Here is a 25290-nt window from a genome sequence, read left to right as displayed (position 1 = left end):
ACATCAAATCAAAGATTGCCTAAGAAACCTTAATCAATATTGTTGCTGTAACTCTGCTTATATTAAAGAGGCTTTCAAATGGAACATTGTCATTCACATGGAGAAAAACTGAAAAATCCTATCAGACAGGCGAAGATCACAGAGAATATGGGCGTTGATGAACTGGTACATGCAATCGATGGGTGTGCTTTTGGTGCAGGAAAACTTGCAGACGCCGTTGACATCTACACTGAGATGCTTGCAAACGGGTCAACCAGTTTCTTCGGACTTGCCGGTGCCATGGTTCCGGCAGGAATGCGTCAGATAGTAACCGATCTCATATATGACGGCTACATCGATGTGCTGGTCACAACCGGTGCAAACATGGTTCACGAAATCGTGGAATCCATGGGGCTGCACCACTACAAAGGCTGTGCAGAATGTGACGACATCGAACTCAAACACGATGAGATAAACAGGATATACGATGTCTACCTTCCCGAACCTTATTTTGTAGACTTCGAGGAAAAACTCAAAGCCATACTCTCAGATGTTGGAACTGACACCATATCCATCAGGGAATTCATGACACACCTTGGAAATAACATAGAGGACAGGGACTCAATCTTAAAAGCAGCAGCAGACATGAACGTACCGGTCTACTGTCCTGCAATCCAGGACTCAATGATCGGACTTCAGGCATGGCTCTACAAACAGAGCAACCCGCTCAACGTTGATGCCTTTGCAGACATGAAAGAGATAATCGATATCTGCTACGAGGCAAAAGACCCTGGAGCAGTTCTTATCGGCGGCGGAGTTCCAAAGAACTACATCTTCCAGTCTATGCTCATAACACACCAGGAATTCGAATACGCAATCCAGCTTACAATGGACACTCCTGAAACAGGAGGTCTTAGTGGTGCAACACTTGATGAAGCACGTTCATGGGGTAAGGTCAGCGAAACAGCACGCTCAGTAACAGTCCACTCTGATGCCACCATCACACTTCCGATAATGGTTGCAGCAGCAAGGAGCAGACTTGCAAAAATGTAAATTTCAGGGAGAAAATCACATGGAAAGAAAGACAGGACTTATACTGGCACTTGATGTAACTGACAGGCTTGAGGCAGTGGAAATATCTGAAAAGGTTGCGGGCTATGTTGATGCAATCAAAATCGGCTATCCACTCGTACTTTCAACCGGAATGGATATGATAAGCCAGCTTTCAAAATTCGCTCCTATAATCGCTGACTTTAAGGTAGCAGACATCCCTAATACAAACCGCCTGATATGTGAACAGGTTTTCAAGGCAGGAGCAGATGCAGTTATCGTCCAGGGATTCACCGGACATGACAGTCTTGAAGCTGCTGTAAAACTTGCAAAGGAAGAGAACAAGGACATTTATGTGGTCACTGAAATGAGCCATCCGGGTGCACTTGATTTCATGCAGCAGGTCGGAGAAGGAATCGCAAAGATGGCAGCAGATGCAAAAGCATCAGGTGTGGTAGCTCCGGCAACACGTCCTGAAAGGGTTGCAGAGATAAGAAAGATAATCGGAAACGATCTTTCAATAATCTCACCAGGTGTAGGTGCACAGGGTGGTTCAGCTTCAGATGTCATTAAAGCAGGAGCTGACTGGGTAATAGTCGGCAGAGCAATCTACCAGGCCGAAGATCCTGCAATGGCTGCAAAAAAGTTAGTTGATGAGATGAAAGAATTCATCTGAACTTCTTTTTTATATTAAAATAGTATACTAATTATATAGTGTGCCGATGATGATAAATCACATCTGATTTGTGATGAACCCTATGAGTTCTGAGGCACACATATAATATAGCATCAAATGTGGCATCATATGGACTGTGGTTTGTCCATCAGTTCCATATTGGTTTTAAGTATCTGTGAGAATACTTCGTTCTTTTTAACATCACACCTTGCTTCCTCAAGGTTTCTTTTAAGTTCCGCAACAGATGATTCAAGACTCTGTATGTAGATTGTCTGCTGTTCCAGCTTATTGTTAAGCTTCTTAATGTCAAGGTTCTGACGATGAATAGTAACATGATTTCCGATCTCACTGTTTGTTTTCTCGATCATTTCATCAAGTTCTTTTCTTTTATCTTCCATCTCAGCAAGCATTTTTTCCATCTCAGCTTCAAACTTTGAATTCTCCTCACGCTTCTGGTCAATATTCTCGCTTTCAGCTTTAATCTCAGCTTTCTTAGCTTCAAGAGCATTCATATCTTCCTGGAAAGCACGCTCCTTCTCTTCATGAGCCCTGACATTTTCTTCATGCTTTAACCTGAGTTCTTCACGCTCGGCATCAATCGCAGCCTTTCTCTCCTCAAAGGTCGCCTCAAAGGCTCTGATGTTCTCCTCATGCTCCAGCTTAATCCTTTCACGTTCGGCTTTAAATTCTGCTTTCTTTTCATCAAAAGCCTTTATCTTTTCTTCAAAAGAAAGCTCCTTTTCCTGATGCTCTTTAAGCCTTTCTTCATAGCCAGCAACAGTACTTTCAAGTTCCTTTGCCTTGTTTCCAATGTCAGAAATATCAGTCTGGATGTGCTCTCTCATCTTCTCAATGGAAGAGCGTTTTTCATTCAGAAGTGATTCATCATCTTCTAACTGTGTTTTTATTGTCTGGAAATCTGCCTTTTTCCTGTTAAACTCTTTCAGCTCTGAATAATATCCCGCCTTAATAACTTCAAGTGCCGCCTGTGATGTTGCTTCACTGAACTCAATGGATAGTTCTTCTCCTTTTGCAAGTTGTTCTTCAAGTATCCTGCATTGATCATCCAGCTCGGATCTCTTTACTTTGTACTGTTCAAATTCAGTTTCATAAGCTAGTCTCAGGGAATCAAGTTCATCCTTTTTAGCTTTATATTCAGCAAAATCCTTCTCATGTTTCTGTCTGGATACTTCAAACTCTTTGACACGGACTTCAAGTTCCTCACGCTTCTTTTCAAATTCAGCAATCTCTTTTTCAAGATCATCTTTCTGGTCTTGTGAAATAGCCTTATTTGCTCTTTCACTGGCAGATTTTATGATAGAACACTTTTTGCGGAGTTGTTTTTCCTGTTCGCTAAATTCATTTTTAAGCTTATCAAGTTCTTTCTGCTTGCTTTCATACTCGCTAATTTCAGACTCATAGCGTTCTCTGATTTTAACGAGTTCAGCTTCTTTCTCAATAAGTCCCTCTATATTGGAATTGAAACCCTCCGGAATATTAACTACCTGGGTTGATGCCTGAGTAGAAATATTAGAATTACTGGAAAAAGTGTCATCATTTTTATCGGATGCAGGTACATAGTTCTGAGGACCTGATGAAGCATTATTTACGTCTTCATGTTCCTCTTTCATAACGGGCTTGCGGTAGATATTAGGGGTGAATACCTTGGATGAATTATCATTTTCCTTGTTCCTACCTGTTAAGTTCAATGGATTCATACTATCATTTCCTTAGTTTTGTTTTCAGCATTCAGCTGAGTCCAGAATTCCGGTGGCATATTCTTTGCAATTTCAAGTGCACCTTCTGAGATCCCGTATACAGGATCGATATCAGAAATGACTTTACCACCGCCAAGCACCTTTAGTTCGTTCTCGATAAAAGTATCAAGTCCCTCAAGGTCGCTGGTCCCCCCTAAAATATGGATGTTGTTCCTTAGTTTTTCACGCAATTCCGGTTCAATATCAGATATCAGTTTGATGATTCCCGACACAATATCCGTTACAACGAATTCACATGCCAGTTGCAACTCTTCAATAATAGATTCCTGAACATTGCCACTTTCAAGAGGTACGTCAACGACACATGTGTCAGGAGCTGAACCCAGACGGCCGTATTTCTCTTTCCATTCACTGGCAAGTTCCTCGGTTACTTTTGAATCTTCCCACCTTTCGCTAATAAGCTTAACAATTTCAGAATCAATATCTTTCCCGGCACATGAAAGTCTCAGGCAATCGTTTTCTCTGGGAACTTCACTGTCAATTATGGATATATCTGTTTTACTGTACCCAATATCTACTATAATGGATTTGTCAGGAAGATTATTCTTGTAGGATGCACAAAAGAGTTCATCGACAAGCATAGCACCTGAAAATACCTCATTTGCAAGCTCAAGGAATTTACGTTTGTATTCTCTGCTTGCATTTGGAGGAGTTCCAAGTATCGCATACTTATCTCTGCTTGCGTCAACATCGTGCTTTTCAAGAATGGATTTCAGGAACTTTCTGCAAGCGTCTATGTCTTCCTCTGTCCGGAGTTCACCTTTGAAAAGCTCTATTATATTCCCATCTTCCAGTTCAAGTGCATCCTTGCCGGATACTACTTTTTGTTCCTGGTTGTTGCTGCCCTCAGTGGAAACAACAACTGCACTGCGTTCTGTGAATTTTTTACCTTCACTGGTACACACAGATGTTTTGAACATTCCTGCATCTATTCCAATATACAGGCTATTGTCACTGGTTGTCTGATCTTCCATGTAATCAACTACTTGTTTTTAAGACCCACATGGAATTACAACAAAATACATGGGATCCGTTTTTCTTAATAAAAGTTGATTCGATTAAATCAGTATTTATATATTATGAACATAGGATTTGCAGTTATGGCTATACTTTCAAGTCAATAAAATCCATGAAAGATAAAAAAAGGTAGCTATATACTGTTTTTTGAAAAAATGTTTCATGTCCAAAAACACGGAATATATGAGAGTTATTTTATATATCTATCTGTATGTTTCTTGTACAGTACATGCACTATTCCATCCGCAAGACCAAGTTTTGGTACATGCATGTATTCAATGTCACCCCATTTCATGACAGAGTAATAAATCTTGGAAGCTGGAACTATAACATCAGCCCTGTCCGGCCTTAAACCAAGTTTTGTTATCCTCTGTTCCAGAGTAAAGCCTCTAAGGTATTTTTTAAGCTGACGTATATCATCCCTTAAAAGTAGCGTACCGTCTTTTCTGCCTGACATGCGATGAAGTTTATTGATGTTGCCGCCACTGCCAATGGCATAATCCGGAGTATGGTCATTGGTCACTTTCCTGACCCATTTTTTCATCTCATTCCATTCATCTTTTGTTACAATGCCTTCAAGCAACCGGATTGTACCAATATTGAATGAACTGTATGCGAATACTTTTTTCCCCTTAAACAGGATAAGTTCTGTGCTTCCACCACCCACATCAACATGCAGGTAAGTTGAATCATCGCTTCCGATTATCTTTTCAATCCTGTTTGAATAGATTATCTTTGCTTCTTTCCTGCCGCTTATCACATTCAGATCAATGCCGCTTTTCTTTTTAATCCTGGCAATGATTTCATCGCTGTTTTCTGCTTCACGCATGGCTGAAGTGGCGCATGCCATGTAATCCAGTGGTTCGTACGCGTCCATCAGATACTTAAATCCAATCATGGTTTTTATGAGACGTGATTCTTTTTCCGGAGAAATATTATTGTGAATGAAAGCATCTTCACCAAGTCTGATTGGCATGCGTATAAATGATATCTTCTCAAAGACCGGTTCAACTCCTTCAGAATCTACTTTTGAGAGAAGAAGCCTGACAGCATTCGAACCAACGTCAATGGCAGCAAATTTCATTATGTGTCCTCATTTTGCAGTTGTTTTTCAAGGAACGCGTATATATCTTCCTGGGCACGGCAGAAATTACATTCGTTTCTGACATATCTGTTGTCCTGTTTTTCATTAATTATTCTGGCTTTTGTATTATCAGAAAACTGGATGTCCATGTGTTCTCTCAGTTCTTTCTGTAAAGCCAGATCGTATATTGGTGTAGCAACTTCAACACGCCTGTTGAGGTTTCTTCCCATCCAGTCAGCAGATGAAATGTAATATTTTTCCTGTCCCTCGTTACAGAAAATAAATATTCTGGAGTGCTCAAGATATTTATCTACTATACTTGTAACTTCAATATTCTCACTAAGTCCTTCAACACCCGGGACAAGTGAACATATTCCCCTGATAACAAGCTTAATCTTAACTCCGGCATCATTGGCTTCATAGAGTTTGTCTATCATACCACTGTCAACAAGGCTGTTCATCTTGGCATGAATGTATGTCGGTTTCCCTGCTCTTGCGTTTTTTATTTCATTATCAATGAGTTTTACAAACTTATTACGCATCTGGAGTGGTGCAACGACCAGATGCTCATAATCGTATACCTTGTAGTTATGGTCAAAGAAATCAAAGATTTTTTCAACTTCATTTGTGATATCTTCATTTCTTGTCATCAACATGTGGTCGCAATAGAGTTTGGCAGTGGATTCATTGAAGTTCCCGGTTCCGATACAGGAATAATGAATAGTGTCTTCTCCTTCTTTCCGGGTAATGTGGCAGAGTTTGGAATGCACTTTCAGACCCGGCACACCATCAATAATTCTTGCACCAGCATGTTCAAGTTTCTGTGTCCAGTAAATGTTGGATTCTTCATCAAAACGAGCCTGGAGTTCAATGACAACAGTAACTGTTTTTCCATTCTTGATAGCGTTTATGAGTGCATTGATTACATTTGAATTGCGTGCGACCCTGTATAAGGTAACTTTTATGCTTGTAACATTAGGATCGATTGCCGCTTCCCGAAGCAGATCAATGAAATAATCAAAAGACTGATATGGATAGTGTAGAAGAATGTCCTTTTCCCTGATAGCAGCAAGCATACTCTTATGCTTTCTCAGGTCTTTGTGTGGCAAAGGCTGCTTCTTTTCATAATAAAATGATTCGGGCCCTATTTCCGGGAATCCCATGAAATCCTTTGCATTATGATATTTCCCGCCTGGTACAAGGTTTTCGAATTTCTGTATATCCAGCCTTTTCAGAGTGAAATCAAGAAGATAATACGGCATTTCCCTGTCATAAACAAAACGTACCGGCTGGCCTTTTTTTCTTTCCTCAAGACTCTCTGATACTTTTTCAAAGAAACTCTTGGTCACATCATCATCAATATCAAGCTCAGCATCTCTTGTAAGTTTAATAGTGTATGCGCCTATGGAGTCATAATCAAAGGTTGAGAATATGTCATCCAGTCCGAAACGGATGATGTCATCAAGCATGATTACACATTTTCGTCCCTCTGAATCAGGAAGATTAACAAAACGTGGAAGCACGTCTGCAGGAACTTCTATCAATGCAAATTTTGAGCTTTGGGGATCCCATTTCTTTCTGACATCTACCACCAGGTATATGACCTGGTTTTTAAGGTATGGGAAATCCGGGATGTCTTTCAGCATTACAGGAATAAGACGTGGGCGAACTTTCTCCTGGAAATAAATTTTCAGGAATGCTTTCTGATTATCATCAAGCTGGGTTTCATCGACAATGAAAATATTCTGAGTTTCAAGTTCTTTAGTAACTCTTGTGAAAACCTTATCGAATTCATCCCTCAGGTCAAGTACGGTACTGTGTACTTCTTTCATGACCTTTTTAGGCGATGCTCCGACCATTGCTTTTGATTTCACATCCGCATCTATCATCCTTTGCAGAGTACCTACCCTTACGCTAAAGAATTCATCCAGATTGGAAGAAAATATCCCAAGGAATTTCAGACGCTCAAGTAAAGGGACACTGGGATCCTTTGCTTCCTGCAGTACTCTTGCATTGAAAGAAAGCCAGCTTATTTCCCTGTTGACATATTCGTTTACTTCATTAGACATAAAACTCATGTTTTTCAGCTTCAAAAACGTTAGAACGCTGTTGTGTTTTGATAAAACAACAGTGATTCTATTATATAACACTTCATACAGTTTCATATATAGTAGTATATAGCACAATATAGCTTACATATTCAATACTATTCAGGCTGCAGCCTGTTATCAGGAGTTGTAAATTCCTGCAATTGCCTGTGAAAACCTTACACTGAAATCAGGGTCAATAACCTTTGACCATGCTTCAGGAAATGAATCCAGCAAGGATGCAAGTTCCTTTTTCCTGTATTCCATATATGCATCGACGCCCGGATAATCCCTGATACTTGATTTCTTTCCGTGTGCTTCTCCCCACACGCCATATTTCTCAAAGTTTTCAAGCATTTCGAGTGCAACCACAGTATCATGCATATCACCAAGATTGTCTTGAAGACCTTTGAGATCTTTTATAATGCTCTTTGATTCGGAACCAAGAACTTCCTTAAAGAACTCAATGGTATAACGCAGTATCTTCACATCAATTCTTAGCTGGTGGTATTTTTCAAGGTAAGGATCAATTTTTGTGTCGTCAGTAAGTACATCACCATATGCCCTGACAGTTGCAAGCTGGGAATAAAGAAGCACTGGCAGCACATCAACGACTCTGGCAGGTATAGGTTCGCCATTTTTCTTTGCAGATTTCATCTTCCATGATTTCTTAGTATTCAGATAGTCTGCAAAGTTCTTTTTGAATTTATTATAAGGTGAATCATCAAGGTACACAAGCATATTTCCACGATGCTTTGCTCTTTCTATCAGGAGAGAGTCTGTGAGAGGCTCAATTTCCAGGGCTCTTTCAAGTGGCTGGGCTGTAAGATAATGGTCTATCTTCTCAAGGAACACGTCCAGATCACGAACAGTTCCAAGTGTTCTCCTTATGGATTTTACGCCCTTGTAATAGGGAGTCATATCTTTCATGTTAAGATAATCCTCAAGAACCTCTACAATTGAACGCATACGCATTGCAGCAACCCTCATATCATGGAGTTCTTCAATATCCCTTCCGATTTTTGTACCTCTTTCATGTTCAAGCATCTGACCGAAATGATACATGAGGATCTTGCGTGCAGCTTCACGCATTGTATCATCAGATTTTATATTTGTCTTTTTAAGTGACCTGAATTCCGCATAGGGTACAATAAGTTCCTTAAGATCAGACTTTTCATTTGAAGAAAGATCTTCTTCAGGTGGATTATCTGCTTTATCTTCATCCTCTGTTTCCTGAGTTTCTTCAATATCCTCGATTTCTTTTTCAATTTCAGGTTCAATAGCTTCTGCTATTTCAGGGAACTGTGTTGTTTCAAGAGCTGTAGTTTCTTCCGTTTCCTCTTCAACATTACACATTTTATAATTTTCATCGTCAACTGCATCTGCTGCAGTTACAACTTCAGTTTCGGTGATGGTTTTTTCCTCATTGAATTCCATAATTATGGACTCCGAACGTTTTTCTTCAGAATTGGTATCACTTACCATGTAGGTATTTTCATTATCACTTGTACCTGTAAGAAAAGCAGGCTCATAGGTACCTGATGTGATATTAGTCATTAGAATGCCTGCAAATGTTGTAAGGACAGAACAGTCATTGTGCTGAGGTTCAGTACATGGAACACTATCCTTCTGGTATTTTTCTTCCTGCCGCCTGGAATCTCCCAGTGCCTGCAGGAAATAATTAACAAAGATATTGATTAAAAGCAGGAAAATTCCAAGTGAATAGGCTATTATTGCATAGCTGACCCGTGGATAAACCCAGTTGTCAGGGAAAGATGACATAAAAACAAGCAGTCCGGTTGCGGATAACAACAGACCTGCAAGGAAAGAATAACTACGTGAGAGCTTCTGGCGTATTCCTGCAGCATTGATTCCAGATAGGATCAATACTACTCCGGTGGCAAGTAACATGCAGACAACCAGGATTGTCTCAGTCCCGGAACCTCGGTTGAGTCTGCTGACAATAGCAAAAAGTAACCCTGTCATGCATGACACCAGGCCTGCAAGAAAACCCAGTGATGCCGCTAAGGAGTATTTTCTTACAAATATATTCGATGACATTGTTCTCCCCTCAGCAATTACAAGCTGCTCCTCTTTATTCAGGTTATATTTATATGTAATCTCTATAGATTCAAATTAAAGTTTTATCCGTTTCAGTTCTTTCATAGTTCCACGGATAATTTCCTGTTCACGTTTAAGCTGACGTAGCTGACTCTTGATAAGACGTTTCTTTGAACTCTTATTTTTGGATCGTTCAAGTGAGTTTTTAGCAGATTTGATATTTTCACTTATTTTGAACTTCACGATTTCCTTATCTTTGAGTATCGCTTTGACAGGACATATTTTTATGCATTTCCCACAATTGATGCACTTATCTTCTTCGATTAAGGCCTTTCCTTTTACCATTTCAATGGCATCCACTGGGCATTTTTTGACGCATTTCTTGCACGACACGCATTTTTTCTTATTAACCCATGGCATTATATCAGTCCTCACTATTAGTTTGTTAAGCAGATATAAAAATATATAGTAATATATGTAGTATAGATAAACAACTGGACAGTCATTTGTGCACTGGTATAATTAAACCCGTTTTGGACAGATACCAGAATTATTTCTTCAGGAGGGATGAGGATATTATAAGCATTCAACCGGGCATTGATCCGCTATATGCCACTATACTGGAAAAAATCGTACTTTCAATGATGATAGGAATTCTTATAGGTCTTGAAAGGGAACACTGGCGATCAGACAAGAAAGTATTTGCAGGTGTGAGAACTTTTTCCATTACATGTATTACAGGTGCAGTTGCTGCATTTCTTGTTGATTACATCGGAATGTGGATACTAATATTAGCTACAGTGTTGGTATTAATTGCCTCTGCCTCCCTTATTTACCTGGTCAATATTCTCAAAGGAAAATCAGGTCTTACCACAGCTATTGCATTGTTCTGTACATATCTTCTGGGAATAATAGTTGCCCAGGGTCTTTATCTTATAGCAATAGTCACAGGACTTCTGGTTACATTCCTGCTTATTGAGAAAAAACCGCTTCACTCCTTTGCAGAACATCTCTCTGATGAGGATATAAGCAGTGCTCTGAAGTTCCTTGCAGTTGCTTTTGTGCTGTATCCTGTTATGCCTGAAGAACCTATCTTTGGAATACTAAACCTGAAACAATCCATACTAATTGTTGTACTTGTTTCCTTTATCAGTTTTGTAAGTTACATCTCCCTGAAAAAACTCGGCCCTCGCGGGGGTATTCCTTACTCGGGTTTCTTTGGAGGTTTTATTAGCAGTGAAGCAACTGTTGCAGCTCTGTCCGGTATGTCAAAAAAAGGTTCATTGCTTAAAGATTCGGTTCACATCGGCTCTTTATTGTCAGTGGTTTCTATGATCATAAGCAACACTATTATTGCATTAATAGCCGATCCAACTGCCCGGACCGCTTCTCTGATGGCTCCTCCGTTTATTATTATGGGCATTGTAACTCTCATATTTGTAGGTCTGAAATGGAAAAAGACAGTAAATCCCAATGATACTATAGATATAGGTTCACCGTTTGCACTTGGTCCGGCATTCAAGTTTGGTGCTGTTTTTACAATACTGCTGATTTTTGCAAATTATGCTAATGTGTACGGAGGCGCCGAAGGAACCTATATAACCGCACTTGGTGGAATTGTCAGTAGCTCGGCAGTTACTGCTTCGGTTGCAGCTCTCGCTTTCTCAGGTAACATTTCTGTCCAGACCGCAGGAATAACGGCTGTGCTTGCAGGCCTTATAAGTACTCTCAATAAGCCATTGTATATCAAAATAAGCGGTTCACCTGAGTTTTTCAGGACAGCCGTCCTGTCTTTCATAATTATTGCATTGTGTGGAGCAGTCACTCTGTTGATATGGAGTTTCTATATGTGATAATCCTATGATATACATATAAATATAACTATATATACGAAGATGAACCATATTTAAAATGATATTATGCTTGAAAATGTAGATCTCACCAAAACGCTTCCAAAGGAAGAGTATAAAACGATAATGGAAGACCTTAAAATTCAGATGGGTGAGCTGCAGCGAAAAGCGTGGAAAATGGATATTCCGATAATTATCGTTTTTGAGGGATGGCATGCTTCAGGTATGTCTGAGATCATAAACAGGTTCCTTCTAACCTTAAGCCCGATGGGTTTCAATTTGCATACTACCGGAAGGCCTTGTTATCAGGAAGAACAGAAACCTCTTTTGTGGCGTTTCTGGACAAAGATTCCACAAAAAGGCAGAATGGCAATTTTTGACAGAAGCTGGTATCGCAGAATAATTATTGAACATAACAAGAAGGGCAAAGCCAATAAGAATATGCAAAAATGCCTTTCCAATCTTACATATTTTGAACGACAGCTCACAGACGGTGGATATCTTCTGATTAAACTCTTCCTTCACATAAGCAAGGATGAACAGGATAAGCGATATGGGGAAATGAAAGATACCGGGATTCCCCAGTTTATCATTGAAGAGGAAGAAAGGGATTACCTGAATGGATATGATAAATACCTGCCACTTATTGAAGGAATTCTTGAAAAAACAGATCGTTCCTTTGCACCATGGACAATTGTAGAAGCAGATGACAGGAATTTTGCAACTGTAAAAGTGCTGGCAAAGGTTATAGAATCTATTGAATACAGGATTCAGGATCTTGAAAACAAGGAATTATTGGAACAAAACCAGAAAAAAGATACATGTGTCATTCCTAATATCGACTCTTCCATTCTGGAAAAAATAAATCCTGACAAGAGTCTCACTTATGAAGAGTACAAGGCAGAAAAGAAAAAATGCCAGAAAAAGCTGAAAACCCTCCAGTATGATCTTTTCAGAAACAGAATACCACTTATTGTTGTATTTGAAGGCTGGGATGCTTCCGGCAAAGGTGGAGGTATCAGAAGGCTTGTTAAAAAGCTAAATCCCCGGCTTTACCAGGTAACTCCAGTGGGAGTGCCCACTCCGGATGAGCTTCGACGTCATTACCTGTGGAGATTCTATAATCAGATTCCAGAGGCAGGCCATATAGGAATTTATGACCGGAGCTGGTATGGACGGGTATTGGTTGAGAGAGTTGAGGACCTGTGCAATGTTGAGGAATGGAAACGTGCTTACAGGGAAATCAATGAATTTGAAGAAACTCTCTCTAACTACGGTACTATAATTGTCAAGTTCTGGATGCACATTGATAAGGATGAGCAGCTTAGAAGGTTCAAAGAGCGCGAAAAAGTATATTATAAACAATGGAAGATAACTCCTGACGACTGGCGCAATCGCGAGAAGTGGAATCTTTACCTTGATGCTGCCGATGAAATGCTCACAAAGACCAGTACTTCATGGGCTCCCTGGACCATTGTGGAATCCAATGATAAATACTATTCCAGAATCAAAATTATGAATACGGTCATTGGCCGCATTGAGAGTGAACTTAAGGAACGGGGACTTCAGTAATTGTTCCCATCAACATTTGTTTTGTTTTTCTTATTTTCCAAAATATTTTGAAAAATCTGTCCACTAAAATTGTAACTCTTAAAACATAATAAAATAAACAATTTAGTATATTTTGCACTGGAAATAAAGGGCTTACAAATATAACATAACTAACAAAATTAGTGAATCTCTTCTTTTGCATATTGTGTTTAGATTTGTATCTAGATCTCTTTTTATAGATTTAATTATATAGTATATTCGACCACAAAATCTATTAACTGGGCAAAAGTTCAACACACATTCAATGTGCTTAAAATGCATATTATGTGCTAACATGGCCGGCGACCATTGATATTCAAAAATGCAGACAAAGGGTTATAATGCAAAATAATAACATTCCTTCAACATGTATTCCGGGTGAACTAAAACTGGACTATAACCAGTTATTCAATAACGATTATACTATCATGTTAATTATTGATCCAGAAAGCCTTCAGATTATCAATGTCAATAATGCTGCTTCTGATTATTACGGCTGGTCATGTGAAGAACTGATACTAAAGAAAATAAGCCAGATTGATATCTCTTCTGAAGATGAATTAAAAACGGAGCTTTGTAAAGCTAAAACCGGGATAAAAAATCATTTTCACTTTAAGCATCAACTACAAAATCTTGAAATACATGATGTTGAACTCTGTGCCATTCCAATAAAAGACAAGAATAAAACACTGCTGTGTCTCATTATCCATGATATAACTAAAACAAAGCAAATAGAAAAAGAAAATATTCTTGAAAAAGCAAGATTAAGAAGTATCCTTGAAATTTTAGAATCAAAGCATGATTCTATTCAGGAATTCCTTGACTTTGCATTAAATGAGGCTATTAAACTCACCAACAGTAAAATTGGTTATATCTACTATTATAATGAGAAAAAAGAACAGTTCACCTTGAACACATGGTCAAAAGGGGTGATGAGGGAATGTGACATCACAGAACCCCGGACCATATATAATCTCAAGGAGACGGGTATATGGGGAGAGGCGGTCAGGCAGCGTAAATCTATAATTGTAAATGATTTCCCCGCTCCGAACCCATTAAAAAAAGGCTACCCTGAAGGACATGTCATACTTCATAATTTCATGACAATTCCTATTTTTAAGAACAATAAGATTGTTGCTGTAGTTGGGGTTGCCAACAAGGAATCAAATTATAATGAGAATGACACTCTACAGCTTACTCTACTAATGGATTCCTTATGGAATATCATAGGAAAGATCGGAGCTGAGAATGCGCTAAAAGAAAGTGAACAAAAATACAGGGGACTTTTTGAAAACGATATAAGTGGTGTGGCAATCCATAAAATAATTTTCGATGATGATGGAAATCCAATTGATTACATCTTTCTTGATGCAAATGAAGCATTTGAAAAACATACCGGACTGGAAATAACTGATATCATAGGAAAGCGTGTTACTGAAGTTCTCCCGGGTACTGAAGAAACATCTTTGATAGAAACATATGGAAAAGTTGTACTAACTGGAAAGCCTGCTGTTTTTGAAACATATTCGCCACAATTGAATAAGCATTACAATATTAGTGTACATAAAATAGACAATGAGTCTTTTGCTACTGTATTTCAGGATATTACTGAACGCAAACAAGCAGAAAATGCTATTCTTGAAAGTGAAGAGCAATACAGGACGCTTTTCACAGAAGCTCCTCTTTCGATAATCATACATGACAAAGAAAGCGGTGAAATTATCGATGCTAATCCCAATGCCTGGGAAATATATGGTTTTTCCTCGCTTGAGCAATTACAAACAAATGAATTCTGGATGGAGCCACCATATTCTTTTGAAGATGCATTGGGATGGATACATAAAGCTGCAGCCGAAGGTACTCAGGAATTTGAATGGTTCAACAAAAAGGTAACTGGAGAATTATTCTGGGAGCATGTCCGTTTAAGCCCTATAAACATCAACGGTGTAGAAAGGGTAATGGCAACTACGGTTGACATAACTGAACGTAAAAATGCGGAGATTGCATTAAAAAACAGTGAGGGACAACTGCGTACATTAGTAGATACCATTCCTGATCTTGTCTGGCTGAAGAATTCCGATGGAGTATACCTGTCATGTAATACCAAATTTGAACGTTTTTTTGGTGCAAAAGAGGAAGATATCGTCGGGAAAACCGATTATGATTTTGTCAATAAAGAACTTGCAGATCTCTTCAGGCAAAAAGACATTGAAGCATTGGAAGCCGGCGGACCATCTGTAAATGAGGAACTCATTACCTTTGCGGATGACGGGCATCAGGAATATCTGGAAACCATTAAAAGTCCCATGCATGATTCCAGTGGTAAAACCATAGGAGTTTTAGGCGTTGGAAGGAACATTTCTGAAAGAAAACAGGCGGAAAAAGACATCTTAGAGGAACGCAAGCGTCTGGCGAATATCATCGAAGGTACAAATGTCGGTACATGGGAATGGAATATACAGACTGGTGAAACCATTTTCAATGATCGCTGGGCAGAGATGCTTGGCTATACCCTGGATGAGTTGACTCCATTTGATATCCATACGTGGAATAAGCTGGTTCATCCTGTAGATATGAAAAGATCAGAAGCAGTTCTTAAAAAGCATTTTGCCGGTCTATTGGATAACTACGAGTATGAAGCTCGTATGAAGCACAAAAATGGGGACTGGGTATGGGTGCTTGATCGTGGTAAAGTTATAGAATGGGATGAAGATGGGAAGCCCCTTCTTATGTACGGAACCCACTTTGATATTACAGAGAAAAAGAGATCTGAAAAGAAAATTGAAGAGGAACGTACCAGAAAGAAAATACTCGTTGAACAATCAAATGATGGTATTGTCGTTGTAAATGGCAAAGGTGAAGTAGTTGAGGGTAACCAGAAATTTGCAGATATGCTGGGCTATACGATGGATGAAGTTCTAAGTTTACATGTTTGGGACTGGGAAAATGTTTCAACACGCGAAGAAATACTTGAGATAATAAATGATATTGATGAGTCCGGATTTACATTCGAGACATGTCATCGTCGTAAAGATGGGAAACTACTTGATGTTGAGGTTAGTTCGAACGGGGCTATTTTAAGTGGTCAGAAACTGGCCTTTTGTGTTTGCAGGGATATTACTGATAGGAAAAGAGCCGAAGAAATGCTAAGGCAGGCAGAGAAGAAATACAAGCATGCCTACAAGCTCTTGAGGGAAGTAATTGAAAGTCCAAAGGATGTTGTTATATTTGCTCTGGACAAAAATTATTGTTACATTACTTTTAACGAGAACCATCGGATAACAATGGAAAATATATGGGGTACTAAAATTGAAATTGGCTCCAGTATGCTAGAGTATATTCAAAATCCCGATGACAGGCAAAAAGCAAAATCTAATTTTGACAGGGTACTTGCAGGAGAGGCTTTCACCATTGTCGAAGAGTATGGTGATTCCTTATTCGAAAGAAAATGGTACGAGAATGTGTACAGTCCTCTGGAAGATGACGAAGGAAATATTATCGGGCTTACATTGTTCTTAACAGACATAACTGAAAGTAAACAGGCTGAAATGGCTCTTGTCCAGGCAAAAGCACTGGCTGAAGAATCGAGTCAGATTAAATCAGAATTCATCGCGAATATGAGCCATGAACTTCGCACACCTCTTAATTCAGTTATTGGTTTTTCACAGATATTAAATGATAAAATATTTGGTGACCTGAACGATAAGCAAAATCAGTATGTTTGTAATATACTTAAAAGTGGAAATCATCTGCTGGAATTAATCAATGATATTCTTGATCTTTCTAAAATAGAATCTGGCAGCATGGATTATAATCCTGAAATGATTGACATTTATGAGGAGATGCATGAGGTCATATCATTGATGGATCCTTTGTTCAAAGAGAAAAAACATGATTTTGAAGTCAATATCGAATTTGAAAAGCTGGAAATCAATGCTGACCGTTTAAAGTTCAAACAGGTAATTTATAACCTTCTTAGCAATGCTATTAAATTCACACCTGTAAAAGGTAAAGTGCAACTAAATTCTAAAATTGTGGATGGCAATGTTGAGATATCTATATGCGATAATGGTATAGGTATTCCTCTTGATCAGCAAAAAATAATATTTAATCCGTTTAAACAGGTTAGTTCTTTTGTAAACCGCAGTCATGGTGGAACAGGACTTGGACTTGCCATTGCCAGACATTACATCGAGATGCATTCAGGGGAAATAATTGTAGAAAGTGAATCCGGCAAAGGAAGCACTTTCACCGTCAGAATTCCAATAAACCAGATAAATCAATAATCTTCCCTGAAGTAGATATCCCTTTCAAAGAGCAAGCGCCAGAGGTCTGCTTTTGTGTCCGCTCTGTCTGCATCAAGTTCTGCTCCTTTACCGCTTATTTTTACGATGATATCCTCTTTTGTAAGATCAATCTCTGTGATCCGGCTTCCCATCCTGCTGTAATCCAGGCCATCAGCCATTCTTAATATGGCCGAAAGAATGAGTATATCCTCACGCATCTGGGATGGGAGTATAAAGAAATTTCTTTTAAGGGATAGTTTTTCCAGTTTTTTGAGGTCTATTCTTTTCTTATGCAGGAATGCCATCCATGGAAGAATTGCACAGAGTGGACATGGGAGTTCATCTGGACATGTTTCCGAGAGAAGATCCCGTCCAACCTTATGATGCTTTTTTACATCGGTCATGACTCCTATGTCATGAACAAGCGAAGCAATTCTGAGTGTATGAAGTAACTCACTGCGCAAATGATGTATGCTTTTTAGTTCTGTAAAAAGCCTGTAGGAATTTTCTGCAACTCTTCGTGCATGTTCTCTTTCAATTCCATATTCCTCTATTATTTCCTGAAGAGGTGAATATTTAACAGTTCTGTTCTCAGCATCTATATTGTAGTTAAGTATACTGGCATTTTTTCTTACATTTTTCATAAAAAGCTTAAGACCATTATCGAACTTTGAACTGCTTCCCGGAGTAAGTCCTTCTTCGTCCCTGAGATATTCAGCTATCTGGTTCAGTTCTGATTCCGTACCATCGCCTGTAAGTTCAACTTCCAGTTCGAGATAACTTTTCTTGCTCTTCTCGCATTTGAGAATTACATCATCAAAGCTCAGCTCTGCAACATTTCTCTGGCCGGTGTCCAGAAGGAAATCAGTTCTTTTATGAGTTACAGTGAATAAAGGAAAAAGTTCCCCTGAGCCTGTCATGGAAAGCACTCTTTCCCTGAGGACACAATTATCCCAGTCTTTTACAGGTAACTTCTCGGTAAGTGTAAACTCAACTTCCTCTCTCATGTGCACAAGAGAGTTTGAAGTAGAAAGTGATTTTAGTGTGTAAGTTACCTTGCTACCTTTTTCGCGGCAGCGGAATGAAAAACCAGAAGCGTAAATAGCCATATCCATCGTATCAAGATATGTATCTGTGAATTCTTTATCAACAGGCTCGCCGGCATCAAATCCGGCAATAGATGTAATGCCTTTGAGTTTTTCAAAGCTATCACGTTCAGATATGATGAATTTAGCTTCAATTTCCATACAGAGAAATATATACCAAGACTAAAAAGGTTTCTTATATTGATGTGGAAATACAGAGATGAAAACCGCTTTGTCCGAATATTCCTGATTTTCTCTAAAAAATCGTATTTTAGATCGATATTAGTGTTGTTATCTTACTAATTAAACACAAACTGCCAAATTTTCATAGATTATATTGTAAAATTATTTATCAGATTGAGCTTATATGCAACGCTAGACGCTTGGAGTGATAAAATATGAGGAAATCCGGAATGATAATGGTACTGCTTCTAATAAGTTGCATGTTATTAGCGGAAGGATGTGTTGATCTTGAAAAGTACAGATATACGAATGTATATTCCTCATCATCTATTAATGCCAACTTTGAAGGAAATAACCTGAATCTTAGAAATGTGGGCACGCTGGCATCACAACACTATTCTGTTGAAGATGTTTTGCCTACTGAGGGAATACCTCTTGAAAATGATAATATATTGCCTTCACTATTTGATAATAACTCTACTGTTTATCTCTTAAAAGTGTTGGTGCCTCATGATAATAAAATATTTGATGATGAATACCCGGAATATCTAACCTTCTTCATTCATCAGAATAATGCTGAAATGGCGTGGTCTGCAATTCCTCAGAGTAACAGTAATTATCCACAGAATTTTGTTGCTGACATTGTAAAACTATCATTCAACATATCTGATAAGAAGAGTGATCAATATGCTGAAATATTTGGCGAAAACATCACAACAATATCCATTCCACATCAACCTGAAGTCAGAGTCATCGTTGATTACCTGAACGAACATGGAGATTCAGATATACAGTCTTTAGGAAATGGAAATTATCTAATCGAATTTTTAAATGATTCTTTACCTTATGAATATAAGGCTGCAGGAAGCATTTTTGTACATACTCGATACTTAAAAATAATTCATTCCACAGAAAATGCCAGATATGAAATTAGAATTGACGGGTCGGGAAACCTTACAGCAGCTATCCATACATCGATCAATGGCGTTTCACTTGAAGATGGGAAGGTGGTGCTGAAAAGTATGTTTGAAGATATTGGACTAAATACAGAACTTGTTGATGAAATGGAATTTGGATTGGCAGTCGCATGAAACTGCTGTTTTTAATCAGGAGTTCACTGCAGAAACAACGGGGGATGTTGTTCCTTTTTTCATGAAAACAAAGGAACCATCTCCTTTGCTTGTAAATCCCATTTTTTCCCAGAAACCAATTGCTGTAGGTCTTACTCGATCTGCAACAATGGTACCGAACTGGGATTTGAAATAATCAATTGTCCTTTTCCCGTAATGCTTTCCTTCAAATTCCGGGAAAATGTTGATGGAGTAGATTATAAGGACGTTACCGTCTGCCTTACCCCTGGCTTTTCCGACTCTTATCCCCTTTCTGTCTATATTCATCCACCTGTATTCAGAGCCCGGTGCAGGCGGCAGTAGTGTGAATTTCAGTTCCTGGGGCATGTTCACAATCTCTCTACTTTGTGTCCATATATGCTTAGTTGTTTATTTTACGATACAACTGTGCGTTTGCTACAACCGGTTCAAACTGGTTCTGAAGCTCAGCCGGAAGCTTCTGTGTCTGTTCGGTTGCGAAATATCCGCCGTCAAGGGAATCATGGAACATTTGCATTACTTCTACTCTTTCAGCTTCTGTGAAGTGAAGAAGGACATTTTTGCAGAGAATAAGGTTTAGTCCCGACCTGATTGGTTTCATGTCAAGGAGATTCTGTCTTGTAAAATCAACACTTTTTCTTATCTCATCGGATATCTGGAAATGGTCTGGTTCATCTGCTGGTGAGAAATACTTTTCAAATATAGGTTGTGGTATTCTTTGAACCATTTCTCTTGGGTATATTCCATCTTTGATAATGTCACCAAAAAGATTACTGTTGTCAATGTCAGTTGCGTGTATTTTCACATTCCTGAAGATCATTCCCATATTCTCTCTTAACACAATGGCAAGTGAATACGGTTCCGGGCCCATTGCACACCCTGCATCCCATATGTGGATATATCTGCGGCTTCTGAGTTCAGGAATTACATAGTCTCTGATCATTTCCAGTGTTTGCATGTCTCTAAAGAAATAAGTGAATGCCATAATTTTTCTCTCCTATATTGAAAATAACCCATGGATCTAAATATATATATTATGTACAAAAATACCATAAGTATGGTCATGGAGCTTGATGGCGTAATTAGATTGCATGTTTGTACAATATAAGAAATTAAGCAATATGAAATCAAAAATTAATAAAAAGTAAAACAAGTACTATGGATTAACAAAATAAAAAGATAAAATCCTGCCTTATCAGGCAAGACTTGCAATTTCTGCTGCTTCCTTTTTGTCCATTACCTTTGCAAGGTCAAGAAGGATCAGAAGACGGCCATCTATTTTTCCAACACCTGTGATGTACTCACGGCTAATGTTTGATGTTACAAGTTCCGGTGCAGGATCTACACTTGACTTTGGAATTCTCAGGACTTCATTGACAGAATCAACTATCATTCCAACAACATTTTCTCCAATCTCAACCACAATGATACGTGAATGTGCATCAACTTCCTTTGAAGCAAGGTTGAAACGTTTGTCAAGGTTGATGACAACGATAATCCTGCCACGTAGGTTGATAACTCCTTCCACAAATTCAGGAGATTGTGGGATCTGAGTGATCTCAGGCATCCTGATAATCTCCTGTACTTTCATAATCTCTACGCCAAACTCCTCGCCACCCAGCTGGAAGACTACCATCTGTAATAACTCATCAGTCGGGCCATTTCCGGATATTGAAACATCTTTCATATTCTCATCTCATTATACAAGGATGTGCTCCTCTTTCTCAGTTTCTTCCCTTTTCCCGGGGCCAGCAGTATTCCCGCCATTCATGGAAACGGTTTCTAATATAAATTTGTCAACTACAACTTTCATATCAGCTGCAAGTCTTGAAAGATCTCCTGCTGAACTTGAAAGCTCCTGCATTGTTGCACTCTGTTGTTCTACAGCTGCTGATGCTTCTTCAGTTCCTGCTGCGGATTCTTCTGATATTGCGCTTACTTCTTCTATTGAGGAAGTAACCTCTTCAATGGAAGCAGACTGCTCCTGGGCAGCAGCAGCAATATCCTGTACCATGTTAGCTATAAGTGTACCTGCATCTACTACCTGTTCAACAACCTGCACTGCTTCGTTCAGGGCAAGTGCACCGGTATCAACTTCAGCTGAACCCTGCTGCATTGAAGTAACTGCATTGTGAGTTCCTTCCTGGATCTCGCCTATGAGTGTTGATATCTGTTTTGCTGCATTACCTGAATCTTCTGCAAGCTTTCTGACTTCATCTGCCACCACTGCAAATCCACGACCATGTTCGCCTGCACGTGCTGCTTCAATGGCTGCGTTCAGTGCTAGAAGGTTAGTCTGGTCTGCAATATTAGTAATGAGGTTAACAATTTCTCCAATCTGCTTGGATTTACCATCAAGCTCCATAATTACTCCTGAGGAATCAGCAGTTGCAGTCTTAATTGAATCCATCTTAATTATCAGATCCTTTGCAATCGTACCAAGGTTGCTTATCAGTTCATTGGAGTCTTTTGCATTCTCTGCCGCTTTCTGGGAGTTAGTTGCAACTTCCTGAACTGTCATGGTCATGTCAACCATTGCACGGGATACTTCCTCTGTTTTAGAAGCCTGGCTCTGTGCACCTCTTGATATCTCTGAAACAGTATCAGCTACCTGATATGATGATGCTGACATCTCTTCAACTGAAGCAGACATTTCTTCAGCGGTTGATGCAACGTTTCTCGAACTGTCATGTACCATGGATACAACTTCGTTCAGTGATCTTCTGGTGTTTTCCACATTATCTGTAAGTAGCTTGAATTCACCTACGCCATGAACAGAAACTGGCTGGCTCAGATCGTTGTTTGCAATTGCTTCAAGTACGTGGGATGAATCAGCAATAATTGCCTGCAGGTTATTACCAAAAGCATCAACAGTGTCAGCAAATACCTTAAAATCGCCTTCTGTTTCAAAGCTGAACCTTGTGTTAAGTTTACCTGATGAGAATTCATTAACCATGCGCATTGCTTCATTCATTGGTGTCACAAGGGCATCAATAGCTTCGGAAACTGCTTCTATTGCATCCTTATATGCACCATCGAATTGTGATGAATCCGCCTTGTAATCGAGGTTACCGCTCTTTGCAGCGTGACCCAGTTTGACAAATTCATTACCAAGGTTCTCAATGTTGGTCATCATAGAAATGTAACATGGGATAAGTTCATCATTCTCGGAGCGCTTACCAACTTTCTTCAGCCCTTCAAGATTGCTCAGATCACCTACTGCAATCTTCTTGTTCACATCCATAATGGTGAGCATTCTCTGACGTATTCCATTGGTTGCTTCAGCAACTTCAGCGTAGATTCCCTGATAGTCACCTTCAACGCTTCTGGTGTGATCGTTTTCCTGCATCAGGTGCAGGACTTCATTTGCTTCTACAAGTCCTCCGAGTCCGTCAATACAATCATTGATATTGCCTTTTATTCTGTTGAAATCCCCGAGGTATTCATCAGTTATTCTTTCAGGAATTTCTCCTCTTGAGATCTGCTCAATATAACCGGCAGTTACATTAAGCGGACAAATAATGGCATCAAGGCAATTGTTAACTCCTTCAACAACCTTGCTGAAGTCTCCTGTATGTCTGGAGGCATCTGCTCTTACGTCCAGACGACCTTCAACACCTGCATTTGCCAGTAACAGAGCATCATCAACAAGCATGTTCACAGCATCAATACACTGATTGAGGTTGTCTTTAATGTGGTTAAAGTCACCGTTGTATTCATCTGTGATTTTCTCTGGAATATTACCTTTTGAAATACGGTCGACATAGTCTGCTGCAACGTTAAGCGGACCGACCACGGAGTCAAGTGTTTGGTTTATTCCGTCTAGAACAAGTTTAAATCCACCTTCATAGCCGGAAGAATCTGCTCTGTAATCAAGGTTTCCGGCTTTTGCTGCATCTGTAAGGTCAACAGTCTCATTGATCATACCGTTGACATTTTCCATCATTTTAATGAAAGAAGGAGTAATATTATCATTTTCTGAACGTTTACCAGTTCCGTTTCCTATCTCGCGGTATGCTCCAAGGTCACTCATATCTCCGCGTGAAATATTCTGGGCGGTGTCTGTTATATGGAGAAGACGTCCGCGAACATCATTTACTGCATTACCGACTTCAGCATAAATTCCCTGATAGTTACCTTCAACATGGCTTGTATAATCATTAACTGCCATTTTCTGCAGCACATTGTTGGCTTCAACCATGCCGCCAAGACCATCGATACATGCATTTATGTTATCTTTGATTATGTTGAAGTCTCCATGATACTCATCTGTGATTTTCTCAGGTATTTTTCCTTTTGAGATACAATCTACGTAATCAGCAGTCATGTTAAGTGGATTGATCAATGCATCAAATGCACTGTTTACAGTGCCAACCGCTTCCTGGAAAAGTCCGTCGAAGTTGGAAGCGTCCAGTCTGTATTCGAGGTTTCCGGCTTCAGCAGCTCCACCAAGTTCTATGAATTCATCTGCCATTCCCTTGACAGTTTCCATGAGTCCGATAGTGTATGGCAACAATTTATCGTTGTCAGATCGCTTTCCAGCCTGCTTGTATCTTGGCAGATCACTGAAATCACCTCTGGCCATGAACTCAAATGTACGCTGAATATTCAGGAGTCTGTTTCGGACTTCATTAACTGCGTATGCATTATCTTTGAATATTCCTTCATATTGGCCTTCTACACCGTTTTCAAAGTCATTGACAGCCAGTTTGAGTAGAATATCCGTACTTTCGTTCAATGGTTTTGCCATGGAATCAAGAGTATTATTAAGGTTCTCTATAATAGTGCGGAATTCTCCACCGTGTCTGGTGGCATCTGCACGGATATCAACATTACCTACTGAACCGGCTTGTGCCAGCATTTCGGAATCTTCAATAAGGGCGTTGATAGCATCCACGCAAATATTGAGCCTGTTTTTGAAGTCGTTGTAACTGCCTTTGAATTCCTTTGTTATTTTAGGAGGAATATCTCCGTCAGAAAGACGTGTCACGTATTTTGATGCTGCCATAAAAGGGGTTACAATGGCATCAAGCATCTGGTTAACACCTGCTGCAAGTTCCCTGAATTCGCCTTCAAAGTCATCAGGTTTTGTTCTTACGTCCAGGCGGCCTTCAACCGTTGCAGTTACCATCTGATTTACCTGTTTTGACAGTTCATGCTGCTGTTCAACTTCATTTTTCCATCCGGTAGCTTCATCTAAAAATGAGTTTAGAGCATCTGCCATTTCTTTTTCAACACCAGTTGATGCCAGATCCAGTCTTGCATCTAACTGTCCTTCATCAATAGATTTCAGGACTTCGATGATTTCGTTGTATGTTTTATTGTTGTTTTTCCCTAACATGTTTTCACCCTAACAGTAATAAAAGTCATTAATAATTGTTCAACTTTTACTCTCCTGCTGCCATTTCGCACATCATACTCTTCCGTATAATTATAATTATGCAGATTTATAGAT

17 protein-coding genes are annotated in these 25290 nt (G+C 39.3%); 6 read left to right on the top strand and 11 right to left on the bottom strand.

Annotated features, from left to right (window positions below; genetic code table 11):
* Positions 1-78 precede the first annotated feature (78 nt).
* Together V7O61_RS10335 and pyrF are read left to right on the top strand one after the other, a co-directional pair.
* Entirely contained in the window at positions 79-1032 is a 954-nt protein-coding gene (locus V7O61_RS10335) for a deoxyhypusine synthase (RefSeq protein WP_023846080.1), read from the top strand.
* Positions 1033-1051: 19 nt separating this feature from the next.
* Entirely contained in the window at positions 1052-1705 is a 654-nt protein-coding gene (gene pyrF, locus V7O61_RS10330; protein ID WP_023846081.1) for an orotidine-5'-phosphate decarboxylase, read from the top strand.
* 125 nt (positions 1706-1830) lie between these two features.
* Here the strand turns inward: pyrF and V7O61_RS10325 are convergent, their stop codons facing one another.
* From V7O61_RS10325 to V7O61_RS10300, 6 genes are all read right to left on the bottom strand, one after another.
* Entirely contained in the window at positions 1831-3423 is a 1593-nt protein-coding gene (locus tag V7O61_RS10325; RefSeq protein WP_407281876.1) for a hypothetical protein, read from the bottom strand.
* Positions 3420-4457, bottom strand: coding sequence for a rod shape-determining protein (locus V7O61_RS10320; RefSeq protein WP_407281877.1), 1038 nt, complete (start codon positions 4455-4457; stop codon positions 3420-3422). The genes V7O61_RS10325 and V7O61_RS10320 overlap by 4 nt, the downstream gene beginning before the upstream one ends.
* A 233-nt stretch (positions 4458-4690) precedes the next feature.
* Positions 4691-5584 (bottom strand): Ppx/GppA phosphatase family protein, encoded by an 894-nt coding sequence (locus V7O61_RS10315; protein WP_407281878.1) that lies wholly within the window; start codon positions 5582-5584, stop codon positions 4691-4693.
* Positions 5584-7662 carry a polyphosphate kinase 1 gene (gene ppk1 / locus V7O61_RS10310; protein ID WP_407281879.1) on the bottom strand — a complete coding sequence of 693 codons (2079 nt, stop codon included), beginning with the start codon at positions 7660-7662 and terminating at the stop codon, positions 5584-5586. Before ppk1 ends, V7O61_RS10315 begins: the two co-directional genes overlap by 1 nt.
* Before the next feature lie 150 nt (positions 7663-7812).
* A complete protein-coding gene (locus V7O61_RS10305; RefSeq protein ID WP_407281880.1) occupies positions 7813-9732 on the bottom strand; it encodes a CHAD domain-containing protein in 1920 nt (639 codons plus the stop codon).
* Positions 9733-9807: 75 nt separating this feature from the next.
* Positions 9808-10125 carry a DUF362 domain-containing protein gene (locus tag V7O61_RS10300; RefSeq protein WP_169729118.1) on the bottom strand — a complete coding sequence of 106 codons (318 nt, stop codon included), beginning with the start codon at positions 10123-10125 and terminating at the stop codon, positions 9808-9810.
* Between the two features lie 140 nt (positions 10126-10265).
* Here V7O61_RS10300 and V7O61_RS10295 point away from each other — a divergent pair, with 140 nt between their 5' ends.
* The 3 genes from V7O61_RS10295 to V7O61_RS10285 all read left to right on the top strand — a co-directional run bounded on the left by V7O61_RS10295 (position 10266) and on the right by V7O61_RS10285 (position 17458).
* Positions 10266-11585 (top strand): MgtC/SapB family protein, encoded by a 1320-nt coding sequence (locus V7O61_RS10295; protein WP_245596127.1) that lies wholly within the window; start codon positions 10266-10268, stop codon positions 11583-11585.
* A 66-nt stretch (positions 11586-11651) separates the two neighbouring features.
* The gene (gene pap / locus V7O61_RS10290; RefSeq protein ID WP_407281882.1) at positions 11652-13154 is read left to right on the top strand and encodes a polyphosphate:AMP phosphotransferase; all 1503 of its coding nucleotides are present in this window, start codon (positions 11652-11654) and stop codon (positions 13152-13154) included.
* A 359-nt stretch (positions 13155-13513) separates the two neighbouring features.
* Positions 13514-17458 carry a PAS domain S-box protein gene (locus tag V7O61_RS10285; RefSeq protein ID WP_407281883.1) on the top strand — a complete coding sequence of 1315 codons (3945 nt, stop codon included), beginning with the start codon at positions 13514-13516 and terminating at the stop codon, positions 17456-17458.
* On the opposite strand, the gene V7O61_RS10280 is transcribed toward V7O61_RS10285, so the two are convergent.
* Positions 17452-18705: a CYTH domain-containing protein gene (locus tag V7O61_RS10280; protein ID WP_407281884.1), complete on the bottom strand. Its 1254-nt coding sequence runs from the start codon at positions 18703-18705 to the stop codon at positions 17452-17454. The genes V7O61_RS10285 and V7O61_RS10280 overlap by 7 nt on opposite strands.
* A 236-nt stretch (positions 18706-18941) precedes the next feature.
* Here V7O61_RS10280 and V7O61_RS10275 point away from each other — a divergent pair, with 236 nt between their 5' ends.
* Positions 18942-19817 carry a hypothetical protein gene (locus tag V7O61_RS10275; protein ID WP_023846092.1) on the top strand — a complete coding sequence of 292 codons (876 nt, stop codon included), beginning with the start codon at positions 18942-18944 and terminating at the stop codon, positions 19815-19817.
* A gap of 15 nt (positions 19818-19832) precedes the next feature.
* On the opposite strand, the gene V7O61_RS10270 is transcribed toward V7O61_RS10275, so the two are convergent.
* The 4 genes from V7O61_RS10270 to V7O61_RS10255 all read right to left on the bottom strand — a co-directional run bounded on the left by V7O61_RS10270 (position 19833) and on the right by V7O61_RS10255 (position 25176).
* Positions 19833-20183: a hypothetical protein gene (locus V7O61_RS10270; RefSeq protein ID WP_023846093.1), complete on the bottom strand. Its 351-nt coding sequence runs from the start codon at positions 20181-20183 to the stop codon at positions 19833-19835.
* 34 nt (positions 20184-20217) lie between these two features.
* Entirely contained in the window at positions 20218-20820 is a 603-nt protein-coding gene (locus V7O61_RS10265) for a CheR family methyltransferase (RefSeq protein WP_407281885.1), read from the bottom strand.
* 210 nt (positions 20821-21030) lie between these two features.
* Positions 21031-21522, bottom strand: coding sequence for a chemotaxis protein CheW (locus V7O61_RS10260; protein WP_023846095.1), 492 nt, complete (start codon positions 21520-21522; stop codon positions 21031-21033).
* Positions 21523-21534: 12 nt separating this feature from the next.
* Positions 21535-25176 (bottom strand): methyl-accepting chemotaxis protein, encoded by a 3642-nt coding sequence (locus V7O61_RS10255; RefSeq protein WP_023846096.1) that lies wholly within the window; start codon positions 25174-25176, stop codon positions 21535-21537.
* Between the last annotated feature and the right edge of the window lie 114 nt (positions 25177-25290).

Origin of the sequence: Methanolobus sp. WCC1 (assembly GCF_045690315.1) — an archaeon.
Lineage (GTDB): Archaea > Halobacteriota > Methanosarcinia > Methanosarcinales > Methanosarcinaceae > Methanolobus > Methanolobus tindarius.
Note: the sequence above shows the minus strand (reverse complement) of the source record. Positions and strands in the feature narration are given on the sequence as shown.

Bases quoted from the DNA above. Each gene is read 5' to 3' on its own strand.
- V7O61_RS10335 (WP_023846080.1), top strand. From the start codon at position 79: ATGGAACATTGTCATTCACATGGAGAAAAACTGAAAAATCCTATCAGA.
- pyrF (WP_023846081.1), top strand. From the start codon at position 1,052: ATGGAAAGAAAGACAGGACTTATACTGGCACTTGATGTAACTGACAGG.
- V7O61_RS10325 (WP_407281876.1), bottom strand. From the start codon at position 3,423: ATGAATCCATTGAACTTAACAGGTAGGAACAAGGAAAATGATAATTCA.
- V7O61_RS10320 (WP_407281877.1), bottom strand. From the start codon at position 4,457: ATGGAAGATCAGACAACCAGTGACAATAGCCTGTATATTGGAATAGAT.
- V7O61_RS10315 (WP_407281878.1), bottom strand. From the start codon at position 5,584: ATGAAATTTGCTGCCATTGACGTTGGTTCGAATGCTGTCAGGCTTCTT.
- ppk1 (WP_407281879.1), bottom strand. From the start codon at position 7,662: ATGAGTTTTATGTCTAATGAAGTAAACGAATATGTCAACAGGGAAATA.
- V7O61_RS10305 (WP_407281880.1), bottom strand. From the start codon at position 9,732: ATGTCATCGAATATATTTGTAAGAAAATACTCCTTAGCGGCATCACTG.
- pap (WP_407281882.1), top strand. From the start codon at position 11,652: ATGCTTGAAAATGTAGATCTCACCAAAACGCTTCCAAAGGAAGAGTAT.
- V7O61_RS10285 (WP_407281883.1), top strand. From the start codon at position 13,514: ATGCAAAATAATAACATTCCTTCAACATGTATTCCGGGTGAACTAAAA.
- V7O61_RS10280 (WP_407281884.1), bottom strand. From the start codon at position 18,705: ATGGAAATTGAAGCTAAATTCATCATATCTGAACGTGATAGCTTTGAA.
- V7O61_RS10275 (WP_023846092.1), top strand. From the start codon at position 18,942: ATGAGGAAATCCGGAATGATAATGGTACTGCTTCTAATAAGTTGCATG.
- V7O61_RS10270 (WP_023846093.1), bottom strand. From the start codon at position 20,183: ATGCCCCAGGAACTGAAATTCACACTACTGCCGCCTGCACCGGGCTCT.
- V7O61_RS10265 (WP_407281885.1), bottom strand. From the start codon at position 20,820: ATGGCATTCACTTATTTCTTTAGAGACATGCAAACACTGGAAATGATC.
- V7O61_RS10260 (WP_023846095.1), bottom strand. From the start codon at position 21,522: ATGAAAGATGTTTCAATATCCGGAAATGGCCCGACTGATGAGTTATTA.
- V7O61_RS10255 (WP_023846096.1), bottom strand. From the start codon at position 25,176: ATGTTAGGGAAAAACAACAATAAAACATACAACGAAATCATCGAAGTC.